The sequence below is a fragment of the Rheinheimera sp. EpRS3 genome (assembly GCF_001513785.1).
Taxonomy (GTDB): Bacteria; Pseudomonadota; Gammaproteobacteria; order Enterobacterales; family Alteromonadaceae; genus Alishewanella.
The window spans coordinates 415,557-434,988 of record NZ_LNQS01000010.1 but is presented as its reverse complement, the minus strand read 5'-3'; the positions used below and the strand labels follow the sequence as shown (position 1 = coordinate 434,988).

The 19,432-nt window shown below is 50.6% G+C and carries 16 protein-coding genes; 6 read left to right on the top strand and 10 right to left on the bottom strand.

What is annotated here, in order from left to right; translation table 11 throughout:
• Window positions 1-18: 18 nt before the first annotated feature.
• From AR688_RS17315 to AR688_RS17295, 5 genes are all read right to left on the bottom strand, one after another.
• Window positions 19-1,545 (bottom strand): PepSY-associated TM helix domain-containing protein, encoded by a 1,527-nt coding sequence (locus tag AR688_RS17315; RefSeq protein WP_068236956.1) that lies wholly within the window; start codon window positions 1,543-1,545, stop codon window positions 19-21.
• The gene (locus AR688_RS17310; RefSeq protein ID WP_068236953.1) at window positions 1,546-1,809 is read right to left on the bottom strand and encodes a hypothetical protein; all 264 of its coding nucleotides are present in this window, start codon (window positions 1,807-1,809) and stop codon (window positions 1,546-1,548) included.
• Complete coding sequence (locus AR688_RS17305; protein ID WP_068236950.1) at window positions 1,799-2,065, bottom strand: hypothetical protein; 267 nt, start codon at window positions 2,063-2,065, stop codon at window positions 1,799-1,801. The genes AR688_RS17310 and AR688_RS17305 overlap by 11 nt, the downstream gene beginning before the upstream one ends.
• Before the next feature lie 7 nt (window positions 2,066-2,072).
• Window positions 2,073-4,346: a TonB-dependent receptor gene (locus tag AR688_RS17300; protein ID WP_082694828.1), complete on the bottom strand. Its 2,274-nt coding sequence runs from the start codon at window positions 4,344-4,346 to the stop codon at window positions 2,073-2,075.
• Between the two features lie 182 nt (window positions 4,347-4,528).
• Window positions 4,529-4,915 carry a DUF4920 domain-containing protein gene (locus AR688_RS17295; RefSeq protein WP_156420339.1) on the bottom strand — a complete coding sequence of 129 codons (387 nt, stop codon included), beginning with the start codon at window positions 4,913-4,915 and terminating at the stop codon, window positions 4,529-4,531.
• Window positions 4,916-5,072: 157 nt separating this feature from the next.
• Between AR688_RS17295 and AR688_RS17290 the strand changes: the two genes are divergently transcribed.
• The 5 genes from AR688_RS17290 to AR688_RS17270 all read left to right on the top strand — a co-directional run bounded on the left by AR688_RS17290 (window position 5,073) and on the right by AR688_RS17270 (window position 9,321).
• Window positions 5,073-5,465, top strand: a complete 393-nt coding sequence (locus tag AR688_RS17290; protein ID WP_197412271.1) for a hypothetical protein — start codon at window positions 5,073-5,075, stop codon at window positions 5,463-5,465.
• A gap of 229 nt (window positions 5,466-5,694) precedes the next feature.
• The gene (locus tag AR688_RS17285; RefSeq protein ID WP_068236947.1) at window positions 5,695-6,486 is read left to right on the top strand and encodes a putative porin; all 792 of its coding nucleotides are present in this window, start codon (window positions 5,695-5,697) and stop codon (window positions 6,484-6,486) included.
• A gap of 118 nt (window positions 6,487-6,604) precedes the next feature.
• Window positions 6,605-7,360, top strand: a complete 756-nt coding sequence (locus AR688_RS17280) for an HNH endonuclease (RefSeq protein ID WP_068236944.1) — start codon at window positions 6,605-6,607, stop codon at window positions 7,358-7,360.
• Window positions 7,361-7,516: 156 nt separating this feature from the next.
• Window positions 7,517-8,845, top strand: a complete 1,329-nt coding sequence (locus AR688_RS17275; RefSeq protein WP_068236941.1) for an ATP-binding protein — start codon at window positions 7,517-7,519, stop codon at window positions 8,843-8,845.
• A gap of 14 nt (window positions 8,846-8,859) precedes the next feature.
• A complete protein-coding gene (locus tag AR688_RS17270; protein WP_068236938.1) occupies window positions 8,860-9,321 on the top strand; it encodes a methyltransferase family protein in 462 nt (153 codons plus the stop codon).
• A 15-nt stretch (window positions 9,322-9,336) separates the two neighbouring features.
• Here AR688_RS17270 and AR688_RS17265 read toward each other — a convergent pair whose 3' ends face one another.
• The 3 genes from AR688_RS17265 to AR688_RS17255 form a co-directional block, all read right to left on the bottom strand.
• Window positions 9,337-9,627: a helix-turn-helix domain-containing protein gene (locus tag AR688_RS17265; protein ID WP_068236935.1), complete on the bottom strand. Its 291-nt coding sequence runs from the start codon at window positions 9,625-9,627 to the stop codon at window positions 9,337-9,339.
• A gap of 13 nt (window positions 9,628-9,640) precedes the next feature.
• On the bottom strand, window positions 9,641-12,463 hold the full coding sequence (gene uvrA, locus AR688_RS17260) for an excinuclease ABC subunit UvrA (protein ID WP_068236932.1): 2,823 nt from the start codon (window positions 12,461-12,463) through the stop codon (window positions 9,641-9,643).
• Window positions 12,464-12,582: 119 nt separating this feature from the next.
• Window positions 12,583-14,850: a TonB-dependent receptor gene (locus AR688_RS17255; RefSeq protein ID WP_068236929.1), complete on the bottom strand. Its 2,268-nt coding sequence runs from the start codon at window positions 14,848-14,850 to the stop codon at window positions 12,583-12,585.
• 270 nt (window positions 14,851-15,120) lie between these two features.
• On the opposite strand from AR688_RS17255, the gene AR688_RS17250 reads away from it, so the two are divergent.
• Window positions 15,121-16,152: a LacI family DNA-binding transcriptional regulator gene (locus tag AR688_RS17250; protein WP_082694827.1), complete on the top strand. Its 1,032-nt coding sequence runs from the start codon at window positions 15,121-15,123 to the stop codon at window positions 16,150-16,152.
• 145 nt (window positions 16,153-16,297) lie between these two features.
• Here the strand turns inward: AR688_RS17250 and pgmB are convergent, their stop codons facing one another.
• Both pgmB and AR688_RS17240 read right to left on the bottom strand, forming a co-directional pair.
• Window positions 16,298-16,945: a beta-phosphoglucomutase gene (gene pgmB / locus AR688_RS17245; protein ID WP_068236926.1), complete on the bottom strand. Its 648-nt coding sequence runs from the start codon at window positions 16,943-16,945 to the stop codon at window positions 16,298-16,300.
• Complete coding sequence (locus tag AR688_RS17240; protein ID WP_068237299.1) at window positions 16,942-19,278, bottom strand: glycoside hydrolase family 65 protein; 2,337 nt, start codon at window positions 19,276-19,278, stop codon at window positions 16,942-16,944. Before AR688_RS17240 ends, pgmB begins: the two co-directional genes overlap by 4 nt.
• Window positions 19,279-19,432: the final 154 nt, after the last annotated feature.

Sequence of the window (19,432 nt, the reverse complement as noted above, 5' to 3'; positions counted from 1 at the left end):
GCAGTATTTAACTATGGCTTATGATTTTGCCCAGATACTGTTATCGGTTTTATCTGCCCGCTTTTGTGCCGCGCGCGCCAGTAGCCAAAACAATACCGCCAGTAAGATCGCCGTACCTTCCACCATAAAGCGTAAGACGTTGCCCTCTAATAAAGTTGCCAGGAAAAACTGGTCACTGTGGTACCAGGCTGCAAAAGGCATTAGCAAGGTTAGCAGTGCCGTTAAATACAGTAACTCTGCACCGGCTTTGGCCGGCTGGCGCAAAAAAGCCCAGCCTAACGCTGCAAAAAACACACTGAAATACACCGTTTTATGCCAGGGTTCTGTCAGCAATATACCGGCGATAAACAACGCTGAAATACCGGCCATTGCGCCCAAACACACACCAAGCGTAAGTGAGGCCATCAGCCGTATTTTTGCCGGTTGCGCGCTGCTGTTGCGTCGCCGTACTTCCAGCCAGAGTAAGTTGCCGGTGTAAAACAGCAAAGCGCCTGCCAGGCCTAAGATAAAATACAGCCACTTGGAGGCATAGCCGGCAAAATCACCGTAATGCAGGTTTTGTAACCCCCGCAGAAAGGTCGTGCCCGGCCGGAACTGCTCCGGGGTTTGCATCCCAGCCAGCTCGCCGGTACTGCTATTTAGTACCACTATCGCTCTTTGTGTAAGTGTTGGTGATGGCAACTCGCCGTAGATGGTAACAGTGCCGTTGGCATCGCCGGCATCATGATAAAACAGCATCTCAGCCTGCATTGCCGGCAAGTGCTGAGCGGCCATGGCCAGCAAGGTTTCGGCGGGTAACAGCGGGGCGGCAACACCGGCAGGCTCAACATGGGCGACCACATCAAAGTCGGGTTCCAGTATTTGCAGCAGTTTGCCGTCAAACACCACAAACTGAAACGGCGCCAGCAGTAAAAAGCCGATGGTTAGTACTGCGCCACTCCAGGCAAAAATAATATGAAATGGCAGCGACAGTACGCCAATAAGATTGTGTGCATCCTGCCACAGGCGTTTGGTGCTCTGGCCTAAACGCAGCGCAAATAAATCTTTGATAAACACCGGCGCGTAAATAACCACACCACTGACCAGCGCCAGACCATATAAAATGCAGGCCAGACCAAACAGGTATAAACCTGCCTGACGCGGTAAGCCGGCAGTAAAATGCAGATCATAAATCAGGCTGATAAAATCCTGCCTGGCGGTTTGCTTCTGCAGTTGCTGCTGGCTGTCGGCAATAAATTTGTATTGGGTTGCGCTGTCGCTGTCATACCAGAGCAGCGCCATATCAGTACCATGGGCTCCCGGCAGTGTCAGGTTAAAACCATGTGCTGCTTGTGGGTATTGCTGCAGTACCTGCTCAATAAGGGGCTGAGCCTGTGACAGCGACGCGGTTGGCGCTGTGGGCTGAATGGTGGCATGCCACTGCTGCAGCTCGTGTACAAACACCGACACCGCACCGGCATAAAAGGCAATAAACAGCAGCAAGCCGGTAAGCAGGCCCGTCCAGGTATGCAGGTTGCGGAAGCTTTTTTGGGTAATAACCTTCATTTATACCGCCGTACCGGTTGTTTTTAACAGCCATAATGCGGCGTAACTGAGGATGGTTAAGGCGCTTAGCTGCAGCCATAACCGCTTGCCACTGCGGCTTAGGTACATTAGCGCCATTACAGCGACCCACAAAGGAAAGGTCAGTAATAACCACGGCAAAATAGCCTGTTGTGCAGTACCGGGAAATAACAACGCCAATATGCCAACCCAGGCAATGGTAAGTGGCAAGCCGAACAATGCCGCCGCCCAGTGTTTAGCCGCCATATTTCACCTTTTTAAATACTGAAATAAGCGGCAATAACAGCCAACACAGCATTAACCAGGTTAACGCCAGATAACAGGCTGGCCAGAAACCATAGCCTGGTGCTGGCAGTAGCACACCAACCAGCAAGCTACAGATAGCAATGCTGCCAAGCCATAGAGTGTGGGGTTTGCGGCGTATTAATTGCTGCTGCGGCGCCAGCATATACACCGCCAGGGCGGTAATAGTCAGGCAGATTAAGGCCAGCAGTAACGTCATAACGCCGCTACCATTGCCACTGCACACCGGCACCAATGACTCTTGGTGCGCCGAGGATCGCCACCGGCTCATCAAGCCAGCGGTACTGCTGGTAGCCTTTATCCAACAGGTTATTGACGAACAGATAGGCTGACCAGTTGGTTTGATCATAACTTAGCCGGGCGTTAAACAGGGTTCTGGATGACAGCCACAGCGTGCTATCGCGCGGGCCGGTACTGACTTTACTGCGAAAGTTACCGTTGACATTAAGTGCCCAATTATCAGCCAGATACCAGTTTACCCCTGCTGCTGCGGTATGACGCGGTGCGTAAGCAAAAGGCTGGCCGGAAAAGTTGCTGATAATAGCGTCTGTTATGGTGTCGAACTCGTCGTATTGGGTTTTCGAATAGGCATAAGAGCCATACCAGTCGAACTGGTTATTTAGCCGCTGGCGCAGCTCTAACTCTGCGCCATATAAATGCGACTTACCGGCATTCACGGTATGACTGTCGAAGTTATTAATACCAAAATTGGCAATAACCTGCTTATCTGTCCAGTCGATGTAGTACAGGTTGCTGTTAATGATCAGGTTTTGATCTGGCCAGTTGCTACGCCAGGCCAGTTCATAGTTAGTGGTGTATTCCGGTTCATAAGCAAACACTTCGCCGCGGGCAATATTGTAAGAGCTACCACCAGAGCGGTAGCCGCGTTGCACCGTCAATGCCAGAGATTGCTCCGGGTGATATGACCAGCGCACGCCCAGCTTGGGCAAAAATGCAGTAAAGTCGCGGCTGCTGGCCGGCGCATTGCTGCTGGCATCATCGACCATGGCTAATACTGCGGCGTTTACCCCGCTGAATATCGTATGCAGTGCCGAACCCGGCTGGCCGTAATTAGCTGGATCTGGCAGCGTGCCGGCAAACACAGCCGTGGTATCTGACTGATAATCATATTGTTCTTTATCCAACCGGGCACCGGCAAGCAGGGCCCACTGCGTTGATAGCTGATACTCACCATCAAAAAACACTGCCAGATTCTCCGATTGGGTCGGGGCTTTACTCTGATAATCTACCGGGATCAGCGGCAGTTCACTGGCGTACAGCGCCGCCAGTTGCGCTGCGGTAGTGCTGTCCAGGCCATTGCCCTGCAATACTGCGCTGATTGTTCCTACCGGGGTAATAACATTACTCAGGGTGGTCGTCAGGGTATCGTTTTCCCGCTTTGACCAGTAGCCGCCAACCAAACCCCGCAGTTTATCGCCGTTGTAATGCAGCCGCAGCTCTTGTGACAGCGTATCGTGCAGCCCTGCTACATTACCGAAAGAGGTGTTCTGCTCTGTCTGATCTGTATCATAAGTACGGTTGACGTCAGAGCGGCTTTTAGCGGTAACCGCAGATAACGACCACAGCTCATTGAGCTGGTAGTCCAGCTCCAGCGTGGTGATATCCGTCACAATATCGGTACTGCCTTTGGCGTCCGATCTGTTGGTACGGTCAGCATAATAGTCGCCGGCGCTGATATCGCTGTAGACATACATATAGGGGCCGTCGCGGTCATCGCGCATATGGCTTAATCTGGCGGTAAACCCCGGCAAAGCTGACGGTGTCCACAATAACTTAATGCGCCCCTGCAGGGAGTCAACTGCGTCTTCCGGCTCATTACGGGTAACATTGTGTACAAAACCATCAAAATCCCGTTTCTCCAGCGCCACTCTGAAAGCCAGTTCATCATTTATTAACGGGCCGCCACCGGCAACAGCGATACGGCGATCTGAGGGATCTGACCACTGCACTCTGGCTTTACCGGTCCAGTCCATTGTCGGCTCTGCCGAACGCATAATAATGGCGCCGGCCAGGGCATTTTCGCCCTGAATGGTAGACTGCGGGCCGCGCATAACCTCTACCTGGGCAATATCCCATAAATCAGTCGGGCCAGCATCGCTGATCTGGCTGGACAGTGCTGCGCCGTCCAGATAGATGGTGGCCAGGGGGTTAGAGGCACCGGCTTCGTCCGCAATACCGCGGATAGTAAAACCCCGGCTGCCATACATGGCAGAAACGTTGGCGGTGCGGTTTAAGATATCGTCCAGGCTTTGCAGATTTTCCTGCTCAATTCTCAATGCAGTGGTTACAGCCACACTACTGGAGGTATCCTGTAGCGAACGATCGGTTTTTTCGCCACGCACAGTAATGGTTTCAATCTGGCTTTCTTGCAGGGGCTGCTGCTGAGCCTGTGCGGCTAATGGCAGGTACAGGCTGGCTACTAAAAAAGAAAGGTTAAAGCGTTTAGTTGCTACTGACATTTAATTTCCACACGCAGGTAAGCCGATTTTTTTGCAAAGGCTAACGCTAATGATAATAAATCTCAATAACAATTTATTGGTGCGGGCTAAATTTGTCGCCTGAAACACGCCTGATAATATTTGTACGGACTATTTTTTGTGGCAGCGGTTGAATAAGTGGGCATAGCAGGATGCCCACTTTGTTAATCGGCTATTTCTACTGCTGTCGGGTAAAGCTGGTAAGCATCGGCTTTATCTTCGCCTTGTGGCCATAACCGCACAGTGCCGGTGGCATAGGCGGTTTTGCCTTTCGCGCTTAGCGGAAACACCATATCGCCATCGCGCACTTTAATGCGGAACGGCCCCTGTTCACTGTGGGCGGTAAATTTCATCCAGCAGCCTTGTTTGCTGCATACCGAATCTATTTTTCCGCTGATCGTAACCACTTTATCCAGATAGCTTGCAGGCTGCACCAGCAATTGCTCAACCGGTATTACCGTCGTTTTATCAACTGCGGCACTAAATAGTGTGGCGGCATGAGCAGTAAATAGCAGGCCGGCAGCAGTAACTGCCAATAGTGTTTTTAACATACTTATTCTCCCTGTCAGATGCCGTATTCTGGCGCAATAGCTCAAAAAAGCAAATGGATAATTAATAATTGCAAATATGTAAATTTAATATTTCTTGAAGCCTGGTTTTGCGCTATAACTGGCACCGGCTTTACCATCACGAAGGAGCAAACTGGTAATGCGGGTATTTATATTATGCAGCTTATCGTTATGGCTACTGGCCTGTGGCAGCCAGCAACAGCTATTTGATTCTGACCGAATCAGCTCACTGTATATTGCTGACTTTGTTTCAGACGCGCCGGAGCAATGCCGGCCAACGGATGTTGACCTTAGCAATATAGAAGTAACGCAGTTTTTCCAGCAGGCTCGTGAAGTAGAGCATAAAACCTTACACGACCATTATAATTACGCGCCCTGCGCTATTGAGGGCACCCTAAAATACCACCAGCAAAACTGTAACTGGCAGGTACGGGCTGGCGCGACCGGGCATATTCAGTGTGGTGACGTGTATCGTTATTTTGCCTGTGACGATTGTGAAGCGCTGTTTAAGACATCTGAAACTAAAGAGTAAAGCTATGTTGTGCAACAACTGGCGAAACAATAAAGGCGCAATCTTTTGAATTGTGCCTTTTGTTTTTTTACTGCCTGAATCGTAATGAGTTTGACTGATTTATCTCCGGCATTGCTTAAAAAGTAAACTGTTGGTTTATTTTGTGAATTTAAATGGCTTTTGTATTTTACATTTGTATTTCCTGCCGTTAGTATGCGCGCCGCAATTACCAACTTAGGGAATAAAAACAATGACGTTAAAGTATGTATTACCTGTTATCGCACTGGCAGCTTCTGCAACCGTATCTGCAGAAGAGTATCAGTTATTCACCGACCTGGAAGCGTATCATCAGCGTTACAGCGGAGACAGTGAGAATTTATGGTCTTTAAACGGTACTTACTTCTTTGATAAAAAACAAACCTTAGGCCCGCTGGATCAGTTTGAATATATTAATAAAGTTACTAATGTAAATGCAGCATTCAGCCGCTTTTATGACGAAAACTTCTGGTCTGTCGGCGGTGAGTATTTTGCTGACAACAATCTGGTTTTCTCTGCACGCTTTACTGAAAATGCTGGCTTCCATGCCACATCTGTTGGTATTGGCTATCTGATTTCAAAAGATTTTATTGTCCGCGCACAAGCTGCAAAACCTGAAGAAGGCAGCACTTCTTATCTGTTTTCTGCCAGTTACAACCACCAGCTGCAGGGTAGTGACTATGTTGGTTTTACTGCGCATACCGACGATGAGTTTGACCAATATGGTATCAGCAGTAAATATTTCGCCAGCCTGGGTGCTGACCGTTTTATTGCTTTAGGTGCATCACTGAAAGAGGAATTTGACCGTTCAAGCTGGGCGGTTGACGCTGATTACTATTTCAGCAAGATGACCTCAGTTGGCGTATCTTACGACAAAGTCGACAATTACGGCCTGACAGCCAAGCACTTCTTTAACCGCAGCTGGGCATTAGAAGCAGGTTTTGGCAGCAACGCTGATAGCTCTGGCTATAAAGTTTACCGCTTAGGCGTTACCGGCCAGTTCTAAATTTCCTTGGTAGCTACACTAGCGTTTTTGGGGCAACAGTTGTTGCCCCTTTTTTATTGACGATTTCAGTGACATTATGTTGTTTAAATACAAATATTCAGACATTTCGGAATAGAGCATGGCGTCATCAGGCTGGACAAGGCAGCAAAGTTTAGTGGCTTTTAGCCTGTATGGCCGCTTACCTTTTGGCCGCTTTCATATGCGTAATCCGGAAATTATTCAGTATGCAAATTTGATTGGCCGCACACCTTCAGCGTTGGCGATGAAGCTATCCAATATTGCCAGCTTAGACCCTGCCATCACCTCTACGGGACGTTCGGGTTTAAGCGGTGCATCTAGTGCTGATAAAGCAATGTGGCAAGAAATGCAGCAAGATTGGGCAGCTTTTTCTATTGCGATGGCGCAAGCAGAGCAGGAACTTTGTGCAACGAGCTTGCCAACTGCCATCGACGGGCCCAGCAACCGAACCACCTCAAAAATAACCGAAGTGAAAGTGCGAATTGGCCAGCAGTTCTTTCGCGATGCGGTGTTAAGTGCTTACAATCAGCGTTGCTGTATTAGTGGCTTAGCTAACACCAAATTATTGGTAGCCAGCCATATAGTGCCGTGGCGTGAAGACGAACATAACAGGTTAAATCCGCATAATGGTTTAGCGCTATCGGCATTGCATGACAAAGCCTTCGATTTGGGTGTGATCACCATTGATGAGGATTATCGGGTAGTAGTGTCTAGCCAAAACACGGATACAAATGACCTGTTTTTTAATACGGCAATTGCTAGTTTTCATGGCAGGCCTATAGCGCTGCCAGAAAAGTTTTACCCAGCAGCACAGTTTTTAGCCTTTCATCGCGAGCACATTTTTCAGCGAACTTGATGGGAGCCACTGCCAAACCAAAGCCAATTACCGCACTTTTATGCGCTAAAAAATGCGGAATTTAACATTTTTATGCGCATAAAAGTGTGATTAAATTTGTTTTTATGCGCAGAAAAGTGTAATGTCGGCGCAATGTGACTGCATTAAGGTGGTGTTATGGAACGCGGGTTATTGACAGAACTGCTTAGCTGGAAGGCGAAACCTGAGCGTAAACCCCTGCTGATTGATGGTGCCAGGCAAACCGGTAAAACCTATTTACTGCAAGTGCTATTGGGCCAGCAGTTTTCGCAGGTGCTACGGATTGATTTTCTTGAGTCGCCACAAATGCAGGACGCCTTTGCCAGCTCGTTAGCCCCAGGCGATGTGCTGAGCAATATCGAGCTATTAACAGGGCAGCGTTTTAATATTGAAACCGACCTGCTGATCCTCGATGAAATTGGTGAATGCCCCCGTGCGGTAACGGCATTAAAGTACTTTGCCGAGCAAACCCCGCAGGCTTTTATTGCTGCCAGTGGCTCTAATATCGGCTTGCTGAATACCTTCCCGGTAGGCAAGGTTGAGCAATACAATTTACGGCCGTTAACCTTCCGCGAGTTCTTACTGGCCTCTGGCGAGGCCGTGCTGTTAAACGCTTATGATGCCGGGCAAAACTCAGCTGCCGCCCACACTAAATTGTTTGATAAGCTGACAGATTATTACTTTACCGGCGGTATGCCGGAAGCCGTCAGTCTGTGGTTTAAGCTGGCTGAACAAAGCATTCTTGAGCGGGTAAAAGCGGTATCACAGGTGCATGCCGATTTGCTGGCCGGTTATGTGCGGGATTTTGGTAAATATTCCGGTAAGGTTGATGCCGGCCTGATTGAATCTGTGTTTACTGCCGTGCCGGCTCAGCTTGCGGCCGTATTGGACGAGTCGGTTAAACGCTTTAAGTTTAAACAGGTGCATGAGCGCAAATCGCGTTATCAGGAGCTGGAAAGCGGTATTGTCTGGCTGGAGAAGTGCCGGCTGATCTTAAAGAACTATCCTGTCGAAGGCACACCGCGCAGCCCGTTAGCTGCCTATAAAAAAGATAATATGGTTAAGCTGTTTTTGTTTGATGTTGGCTTACTTAACCATATGCTGGGGGTCAGCTATCTTGAGATTAAGCAGCAAAATTATGACTACAAGGGTTATATAGCAGAAAATTTTGTCCAGCAGGAGCTGGCTGCCCTTGGCGTTGATCCTACTTTTTCGTGGGGCGATGCCCGGGCTGAGATAGAATTTATTCTGGCTGATAGCGCCGGCAACATCATACCGCTGGAAGTAAAAAGCGGTAAGCGTACCAAGGCCAGGTCACTGCAGTCTTATATTGAAAAGTGCAACCCCGTTAAAACCATTAAACTGACCGGTACTCAGGGCTCGTCGCCGCTGGAACAGCAACATCTGGTTTATCCGCTGTATTACACCGCTCATGCTGTACGCAAACACCTGTTGTCGTTAGCATAAAACAGGACGGATTTATGCAGGCCCTTGAACTTAAAATTCCGCCGCTTGTTTTGGTCGCACTGTTTGCCTTAGCGATGTGGCTACTGGCGCAGCTGGCACCGCCTTTGGCTTTGCCTGTGGGTTGGCGACTGGTATTGACCATCGGTTTTGCAGGTGCTGGTGTTGTGGTTGCCCTGTCAGGCGTATTGGCATTTCGCCGCGCCAATACCACGGTAGACCCACGCGTGCCGCAGCAAACTTCCAGCCTGGTGGCGCGGGGTATTTACCGTTACAGCCGCAACCCTATGTATTTAGGCTTTTTACTGCTACTGACGGCACTGGCCTGTTACCTGATGAATGCGGTAGCTTTTATTTTGCTGCCGCTGTTTGTGCTGTATATGAACCGGTTTCAGATAGCGCCGGAAGAGCGGCACTTGCTGCATAAGTTTGGCGCTGAGTATCAATCCTACACTACGCAGGTAAGGCGCTGGTTGTAGAGCCATGTTTTAAGTTTAGTGATTGTGGCTTTGGGTTTTTAGCGGCTTAATGGTCAACTCAAAGCCGCAGGCATGTGCATACTTTAGTAACGTAGACCAACTGGGGTTAGCGTTGCCCCGTTCTAAACGGCTGATATTGCTTTTCTGAGTTTGCATTTTCTCCGCGACCTGCGCCTGGGTAAGTCCAGCCTGAGTGCGCATAGACAGTAGCTGGTCAATAAAGGCAAATTCACTTTCCAGTAGTTCATACTCAGCTTTAACTTCCGGGTTGGCTAAAGCGCGTTGCTTAAACTTTTGCAGACTCATAATTTTTGCTCTACTAATTTAACAACGGCTTTAAGTAATGCCCGGTGTAGGATTTTTCACAGTCGCCAACTTGCTCTGGCGTACCGGCGATCAGTATTTCGCCGCCGCCGCTACCGCCTTCGGGGCCTAAGTCTACTATCCAGTCGGCGGTTTTTATCACGTCCAGATTATGCTCGATCACTACTATGGTGTTGCCGTGGTCACGCAGCCGGTGCAGTACGTTCAGCAGTTGCTGAATATCGTAAAAATGCAGGCCAGTGGTGGGTTCATCCAGAATATACAGCGTTTTACCGGTATCACGTTTACTTAGCTCACGCGCCAGTTTTACCCGTTGCGCTTCACCACCCGACAGCGTGGTGGCGGATTGCCCCAGTTTGATATAGCTTAAGCCAACGTCCATCAGCGTTTGTAGCTTGCGGTTAATTGCCGGTATGGCTTCAAAGTAAGCCAGAGCGTCTTCGACTGTCATATCCAGCACTTCGTGGATATTTTTGCCTTTGTATTTAATCTCCAGCGTTTCGCGGTTGTAGCGTTTGCCTTTACAGACATCGCACGGCACGTAAACATCGGGTAAAAAGTGCATTTCTACCTTAATAACGCCATCGCCCTGACAAGCTTCGCAGCGGCCGCCTTTAACGTTAAAGCTGAAACGGCCGACCTGATAACCGCGTGAGCGTGATTCCTGAGTACCGGCAAACAGCTCGCGCACGGCGGTAAAAATACCGGTGTAGGTAGCGGCATTAGAGCGTGGTGTACGGCCGATTGGGCTCTGATCAATATCGATAACCTTATCAAAGTGATCCAGGCCTTTAATTTCGCGATGCGCCGCCGGGTCGTCACCCTCGCCTTTGTTCAGTACCCGGTGCGCTACCCGAAACAGCGTGTCGTTGATCAGGGTAGATTTACCCGAGCCGGACACGCCGGTGATGCAGGTCATCAGGCCAAACGGAATGGCAAGGTCAACATTTTTTAAGTTATTACCGGTTGCGCCTACTACTTCTAACCATTTTTTGCCCGGTTTATGGCGTTTTTTCGGTACCTCTATTTTGCGCGTACCGGATAAATACTGGCCGGTTAAGGAATCTGGCGCTGCCATAACCTGCTCCAGTGTGCCCTGGGCCACGATATGGCCGCCGTGTACACCGGCGCCCGGGCCGATATCGATAATATGGTCTGCCATGCGCACGGCATCTTCATCGTGTTCGACCACGATCACGGTATTACCCAAATCGCGCAGGTGGCGCAGTGTGCCAAGCAGACGGTCATTATCGCGCTGGTGCAAACCAATAGAAGGTTCATCCAGTACATACATTACGCCAACCAGGCCAGCGCCAATCTGGCTGGCTAAGCGGATGCGCTGCGCTTCGCCGCCGGATAAGGTTTCTGCGCTGCGCGACAGGTTAAGATAGTTAAGGCCCACGTTAACCAGAAAGCTCAGGCGGTCCTGAATTTCTTTTAATACTTTTTCGGCAATTTGTGCGCGCTGGCCGGTAAGGGCCAGTTGCTGGAAAAATGCCATGCAATCGCCAATCGACAGCTCGACGATTTGCGGCAGATTAGTCTGGCCGATAAACACATGGCGGGCTTCTTCGCGTAAGCGGGTGCCGTTGCAGCTTGGGCAGGCCTGATGTGCCAGATACTTGCTTAACTCTTCACGCACCGAGTTTGATTCGGTTTCGCGGTAGCGCCGCTCCATATTTGGCAAAATGCCTTCAAACGGGTGGCTGCGTTGCACGATATCGCCGCGATCATTCAGGTATTTAAAATCTATTACTGTTTTGCCGCTGCCTTGTAAAATGGCGTCTTGCTGGGGCTTGGTCAGGCTGTTAAAGGGTACATCCAGTGCAAAGCCATAGTGCTCGGCCAGCGATTTCAGCATCTGGAAATAATAGAAGTTGCGTTTGTCCCAACCCCGTATAGCGCCGCCGGCCAGGCTGAGCTCGTCGCTGACAATGACTTTATTGCGGTCAAAGTACTGCTTCATACCCAGGCCGTCACACGTTGGGCAGGCGCCGGCCGGGTTGTTAAATGAAAACAAGCGCGGCTCCAGTTCCACCATCGAATAGCCGCAGCTGGGGCAGGCAAAATTGGCCGAGAACACCAGCTCTGCGGCGTTTGGCTCGTCCATCAAAGCGACTTTAGCCACACCGCCGGATAACGCCAGCGCGGTTTCAAATGATTCGGCTAAACGCGTTTTTACGTCATCGCGCACTTTAATGCGGTCGATCACTACTTCAATGGTGTGCTTCTTGTGTAAATCCAGCGTTGGCGGGTCGGATAAATCACAGACTTCGCCGTCGATCCGGGCACGGATATAGCCCTGGGCAGCTAAGGTTTCCAGTGTTTTTACGTGTTCGCCTTTGCGCTCCTGCACCACCGGCGCTAACACCATTAATTTGGTGCCTTCCGGGAAGGCGGTAACTTTATCCACCATCTCGCTGATGGTTTGCGCTGCCAGCGGTAAATCGTGCGTGGGGCAACGTGGCTCACCCACGCGGGCAAACAATAAACGCAGGTAGTCATAGATTTCGGTAATGGTGCCGACAGTAGAACGCGGGTTATGCGAAGTGGACTTTTGCTCGATTGAAATGGCCGGTGATAAACCTTCGATATGATCAACATCGGGCTTTTCCATCAAACTTAAAAACTGCCGCGCGTAAGCAGATAACGACTCGACATAACGGCGCTGGCCTTCGGCATACAGCGTATCAAACGCCAGCGACGATTTGCCGGAACCGGATAACCCGGTGATCACAATTAACTTATCGCGCGGAATGGTCAGCGAAATATTTTTCAGATTATGGGTACGGGCCCCGCGAATATCGATTTTATCCATTGTGGTTTCCGGTTATCAGCAGTGAAGGCATTAAAGCTGTACAAATATACACTATGTGGGGCAAAAAAAAAGCCTCCGCACTAAGCGGAGGCAATACGGGTGAAACAAGGGAGTGGATGTTAAAAGGTATAGCTGATACTAAAATCGATACTGCGCGGCATAATATAGCGGCCGTTCGGGCTGCCGGCACTGCGCGGATCGCCTTCGGTAATACCGTCTTTATCAGTCAGGTTAGCCACTGATAACTGTGCTTTTAGCTGTTGGGTAATATCCAGCTGTACGCCCAGATCGATTTTGCTGTAACCATCCAGTTTCACGCTATTGGCATTATCACCGTAGCGATCCGCCACTGATGATAAAGTGCCGTATACCGTAGCATACATATCAGCCACATCGAAGCCATAGCTTGGCGTTATCCGCAGCATCCAGTCCGGCTGGCGGATGGCCTGATTACCCACTACCAATGGATCAGGGTGGTTGGTAATTTCGGTGTCCTGCACGGTGGCATTCAAATTTACCGCAAAGCCGTTATCTGCACGGTAGTTGGCGTCAAACTCAATACCCATGGCTTCAGTGGTCAGCACTTCGGCCGGTGCACCAGGGCGGGATACAAACAGCTCGCCGTCGACTTCGTTGTAAAAGGCTGTCAGGTACATGCTGTAATTCTGCTCGGCCCATTTATAACCCAGCTCATACTGGGTAACTTCTTTAATCAGCTTGTCACCGCTTTCAAAAGCGCCCCAGTTGTCGCGGAAGTCATCAAAAAATGGCATTTTATTGCCTTTATTGACGCGGGCAAACATACCCATATTGCGCTGCCACATCCAGTTAACGCCGGCGGTCCAGGCGGTTTTGCTTTCGTCGTAATCTACCGCTTTGCTGATATCGCCGGTTAAGCCTTCATCTACCACATAGGTAATTTTGTGGTTTTCGCGCCGGGCACCCACATCAACCCGCCATTGTTCGTTTAGCTGATACTCTACCGCGGCATAAAAGGCACTGGTATCGCCGTCGCCGGTGGCATCGATATCGTAGTTCCAGCTACAACTGGCCAGTGTATCGTTACAATCAATGCCACTTAGTTCTTCGCCGCCTTTTTCTACCACAAACCAGGATTGGTTACCGATAGACCACCAATCCTGTACCGAGAAGTTGGTGGCGTAATAACCCAGCGTAAATACAGCATTGTCGGTAGTTTTGCTGAAAGATAAGTCATTGGTAAAAGCTTCAATATCTTTTAACACCACCCAGCGGCCAATTTGTTGTACCACGGTATCGTTATCGTAAGTGTCGCCACTGGTAACGCCTGTTACCGGGCCATTAATGCCCTCTACGTTACCCAGCGTAGTGGCGCCGCCTTCCGGCACCAGGCCAAAGGTATTGGCTTCTCCTTCAATATGGCTAAAGCGGTACATTAACCGCCAGCTATCGGTGAGGTCCAAGTCGACGGTACCGCCGGTAATGCCGCCGTTCCAGCCGCGGCCGTCGCCAAAGTCATAGCTTTGTTCTTCGCCATCCGGGCCATAGGCAATGCTGCCTAAACGGTTGTTCGGGCCAATCTGGCTGTAGTTGTTATCTACGCCCGGTGCATTAAGTGCTACCGGTAAGTGCCATACACCGTGGTCGTCAGTCTGGCGGGTGTATACATTAATACTGCCGTTATCCAGCTCTTTGGTCACATTAACGGTAAACTGATGGCCTTTTTCTGAGTTAAAACCGGTTTCGCGCGGGCCTTCTGAGCTACTGATATAGCCGCCAGCCATAACATACAGCCGGTCAGCAATTTCACCGCTAACCACGCCATCAACCCGGCGCAGGCCATAGCTGGAGGTAGAAAACTTCACCAGGCCTTCGGTGACTTCGCTGCCTTCTTTTAACAGAAAGTTAGTGGTTAAACCCGGCTGGCCGTTAGATAACACCGGCGTTGAACCACCACGCAGTGCTTCCATAAAATGTACGGTTTCATCAAGGCGGAAAATCGACGAGTTTTCTAAAAAAGATAAAGTTGGCGGCGGAAAAATTGGCGCGCCGTTGAGCTGGATAGTTAAAAACGGCGCATCACCTGTGCTGGGAAAGCCGCGCACAAACACATTAGCGCCTGCCACACCACCTGAGCTTTCTGCCCATACGCCAGGCACTACGGTAAATAATTCAGCGGTGCTTTTCGGTGCCAGCCGGCCGATGTTTTCGGCCGACACGTTCGTAATGGCGTAACTGGTATCAACTTTAAAACCAGACATACCGCTGGCTTTACCGGTAACAACAATTTGTTCTATTTCACCCTGGCTTTCAGTTGGAGCTGTGGCGTCTGTATTAGTCTGTGCGATAAGGGGCATGCTGCATACCAGCGCCAAAGCGGCACTGATCTTGTTGAGTCTGGCTACCATTTTTTGTTCTCCTGCTATCCTGTCGATGATTACAGCGGCTGTTGTTTTAATCACTTTTTGGTCAGTCTAGTGCCGTGCGGATTTAAACATAGGCTATATTGCAATCGATTGCAATACGCTTAAAGATGTTTTTGCATACGATTGCAAAAGAAATTTATCGGTTAAAAACATAAAATGTGTAACCAGCTGGCCAGCGGCGTTGCGACACCACGCTGCTTAAGGCATTATTGATGGCACAACAGGACAAAGCAGTAAATCCAGGTAGGTAAAGTGACCATTAAACCGGCAAAAACCATGACCTTATCTGATATTGCCCGGCTTGCCGGGGTGTCGGAGTCAACCGCGTCGCGCGCCCTACGCGATAATCCGGTAATTAATGCGCAAACCCGGCAAAAAGTGCAGCAAATTGCTGCTGATCATCAGTTTAAAGTCAATGCCACTGCGCGCAGCCTGCGTACGCAAAAAAGCCATACTATCGCCGTCATTATTCTGTTTGACGCCAAAACCCAACAGGCGATTACAGATCCGTTTCTGCTGGATATTTTGGGGGTGATAGCTGACGAGCTGACACGCCAGGGCTACGACATGCTGCTAAGCACCAGCAAAACCACTGATAAAGACTGGCGTAGTTACTACTTTGATTCAAAACGGGCCGATGGCCTGATTGTTATCGGCCAGGGCGAGCATGACGAGCGGGTAGAACAACTCAGCGACGCCGGCGTGCCCTTTGTGGTGTGGGGCGCAGCAACCGGCACAGAGCGTTTTCCGGTAATTGGCAGTGATAACCGCCAGGGCGCACAGCTGGCCGTAACGCATTTGCTGGCCCAGGGCTGTAAGCGTATCGCCTTTTTGGGTGATATCCGCCATACCGAAATTGAAATGCGTTATCTTGGGTATCAGGATGCGTTGCAAGCGGCTGGTATTAAGCCCGAGGCTAAATTGCAGCTTAATACCGATTTTACTGCTCAGGCCGGTTATTTACAGACACAGCAGGCGCTGTTTAATGAGCTTGCTACACTGGACGGTATTTTTGCCGCCAGTGATGCCATTGCCATGGGAGCGATGAAAGCGCTGCTGGAGCACAACATTAAGGTGCCACAGCAACTGGCTCTGGTCGGCTTTGATGATATTGCTATGTCGGCCTACTGCACGCCATCGCTGACCACAGTAAAACAGGACACCCATGCCGGTGGTAAACTGCTGGTAGCGCAACTGCTGAGCCGGATTAATGGCGGCAAAGCCGCATCACAGCTGCTGCCGGTAAAGTTAATTGAACGGCAGTCCAGCTTACGAAAACACTGAAGCGACGGGTTTGGTAAAACTTTGCCGTGGCTTGCGTTACCATTGCCGCCGGGCTCGCCACAGCAACTCCCTCGCGCTGACGCGCTCAGTCAGACACTCTGTGTCGCCCCGTCAACAATGCTAACCGCCACTGCTGCAGAGGTAACTACAACTTCAGCAAATTTGTCAGTGTAATTGCAGCTACGTCCGGATATACCTTTAATGCCCCACTTAGCACCTTGGCATCACCAATACCTATCGCTTTCATACCGGCGCGGTTAATCGCTTCAATACCGGCCAGTGCATCTTCGACACCGATACAGTGCTGTGGCGCCACACCCAGGCCGTTGGCGGCGAGTAAAAACACTTCCGGATCGGGCTTGCTGTTTATTACCTGGTTGGCATCGGCAATATAATCAAACTGTGCCGCTATACCTAAACGCTCAACCACAAAGGCGGCGTTTTTACTGGCGGAGGCCAGGCCAATTTTAGTACCGCTTTGTCGCAACTGGGCAAACAACGGCTGCACACCCGGGTACAGGTCGGCAGCTGTCATATGGGCGATAAGCTCCAGATAATGCGCGTTTTTTTGCTGCATCAGCCGCGCCTCTTCAGCTTCGCTCAGCGTTAACCCGCCTTGCTGCAAAATCCAGCGCAGGGAGCCTAAACGGTCAACGCCTTTTAACTGTTCATTGTCATGTTCGGTAAAGGCAATACCCAGCTCATCGGCCAATGCCTTCCAGGCACGAAAATGGTAAATGGCGGTGTCGGTAAGTACACCATCCAAATCAAAAATCACCGCGCGGCAGCTCATACTGATACTCCAATCGCTTTACTTACGGTTTGGCCGCTGGTTAGCGCTACAGCCTGGCCAGAGTGAAACAGCGTTAACGGCTCGCCGCTGATTAGCTGATAACTGGCCTGCCGGCTGTCGGCGCTAAACTGCAGCACGCGGCCGCGGTAACTTAAGCGGAAGCTCAGGCCCGGCAACTGCACTGGCAGCTGCGGCTTAAAATACAGGCCATCGGGGCGCGAGCGCACGCCGGCAAAACCCATTACCAGCGACATCCAGCTGCCGGCCATACAGGCAATATGCACGCCAAATTCGGTATTAGCATGGTGGTTATCCAGATCCATCCGCGCGCTGTCGCCAAAAAACTCATGTGCTCTTGTGGTGTCGCCGGTTTCGGCAAACAGAATGCTGTGAATACAGCTGGATAAGCTGGAGTCATGCGTGGTTAATGGCTCGTAGTAGGCCAGATCGCGTTGTTTTTGCGCCTGCGGTATTGCATCATCCAGCAGTAGCAGCGCCAGCACCACATCGGCCTGTTTTAATACCTGATGGCGGTAAATTACCAATGGGTGATAGTGCAGCAACAGCGGATATTTGTCGGTCGGGGTGTTGGCAAAATCCCACGGCTGGCGGCTTAAGAAATTATCATCCTGCGGGTGCACCTGCAGTTGTTCGTCAAACGCCAGATACATGGTATCGGCAGCCTGTTGCCACTGCTGTATTTCTTCGTCGGTTACCGCCAACTGCTGCAACAACGGACTCTGTTCTGTTTGCAGCTTTTCTGCTATTTGCAGCGTAAAGCGCAGCTGCAATTGCACCATGGCATTGGTGTAAAAGTTATTGTTTACCAGGGCTGAGTATTCATCCGGCCCGGTGACCATATGAATTTCAAACTTGCCGCTGCGCGCAGAAAAGAACCCCAGTTGCAGCCACAATCGTGCAGTTTCAACCAACATTTCAGCGCCCATCTGCCGCATAAAGGCCCAGTCGTCAGTGGCCAGATAATAACTGCGGATAGCATAGGCAATAGCAGCATTTATATGGTACTGCGCGGTACCGGCCGGGAAATACGCCGAGCATTCTTCGCCACCAATAGTACGCCACGGGTACAGCGCGCCACTGCTATGTGACATCTGGCTTGCGCGCTCACGCGCTGCATCAAGCTGGCTGTAGCGCTGGCTCAGTAACTGGCGGGCAATGTCTGGCTGGGTCAGGCTCATTACCGGTACCACGTAAATTTCGGTGTCCCAGAAATAATGGCCGTCATAGCCCGGGCCGGTTAAACCCTTAGCGGCAATATTACTCTGGCCGTTACGGCCGGCAGACTGCGCCAGGCTAAACAGGTTAAAGCGGATGGCTTGCTGCAGGGCAATATCGCCCTCTATGCTGACATCTGCCTGCTGCCAGAATTGCTGCCACCACTGTTGATGCTCGCTTAGCAAGGCTGCAAAGCCTTGCTGCTGCGCGTTACCGAGTAACTGCAGTGCCTGTTGCGCCAGGCTGTTGCTATCGTCAACATTGGTGCTGTGGCAGTAGATCACCAGTTTATGCAGCGTTTGTGTTTCGCCTTGCTGCAGTTGCAGAGCAAAGTGCTGGGTTAGTTTATTACTCTGGCTGTCGTCCTGTGCCAGCAAAGCTGCATTTGCCGGCAGTACATGGCTAGCCGCGGCCGCGACAATAAAATCCGCGCCTTTAGCCCGGTGTAGCATCAGGCTTTTTTCGCCGCTGAATTGCTGGCTAAGCAGGGTTAAGCTGTCGGCGATGGCCATTTCGCCAACGCGCGGATCGTCTTTTTTATAAAAACCCGGATAAGCGGCATCCAGGCCGCTGGTCAGAATAACCTCACCGGAGAAATTCAGCGCGGTAATACTCAGCTCAATGGCCATTACATGCGGGTTGGCCTGCGACACAAAACGCCGGCTGGCGATACGTAGCTGTTTACCGCTTTGGCTTTGCCATTCACTGTGCCGGCTAAGTACGCCCTGCTGCAAATCCAGTGTGCGGCTGTGGCTGCCGGCTTTGTCAGCACTAAAGGGTTCGCCGTCTACGCTCAGTTGCAGCACTTTGCCATTGGCTACCTGCAACATTTTATGATTATGTTTGGCAAAACCGTAAGCGGACTCGCCATAATGAATCGGTTCGCTGCTGTACACGCCGTTTAAATAGGTGCCTTCGCAACTGGCAACGCCAGCTTGAGTGCCTTCCTCCAGCGTACCGCGGCTGCCGATATAGCCATTAGCGAGGCTAAGCAGTGTCTCTTGTAGCAGCATGTGTTGTGGCTGATAGTGGCTGTCGGTTAAAGCCCAGGGCTCGGTGGTAAGGGGCCGCACGGCAGCATGGGGATGTAACGACATAAAGCGTACCTGACTAATTGCAGTAAATAAGCTTAATATACAGCTTTTGCAATCGATTGCAATATGCGGCGAAAGCGTTGTATAGTGCAAAATGTCAGCAAACAGACTGGCAACAGGGTAAAACAACTATAGCTGTGTCACACAGCATAAAATG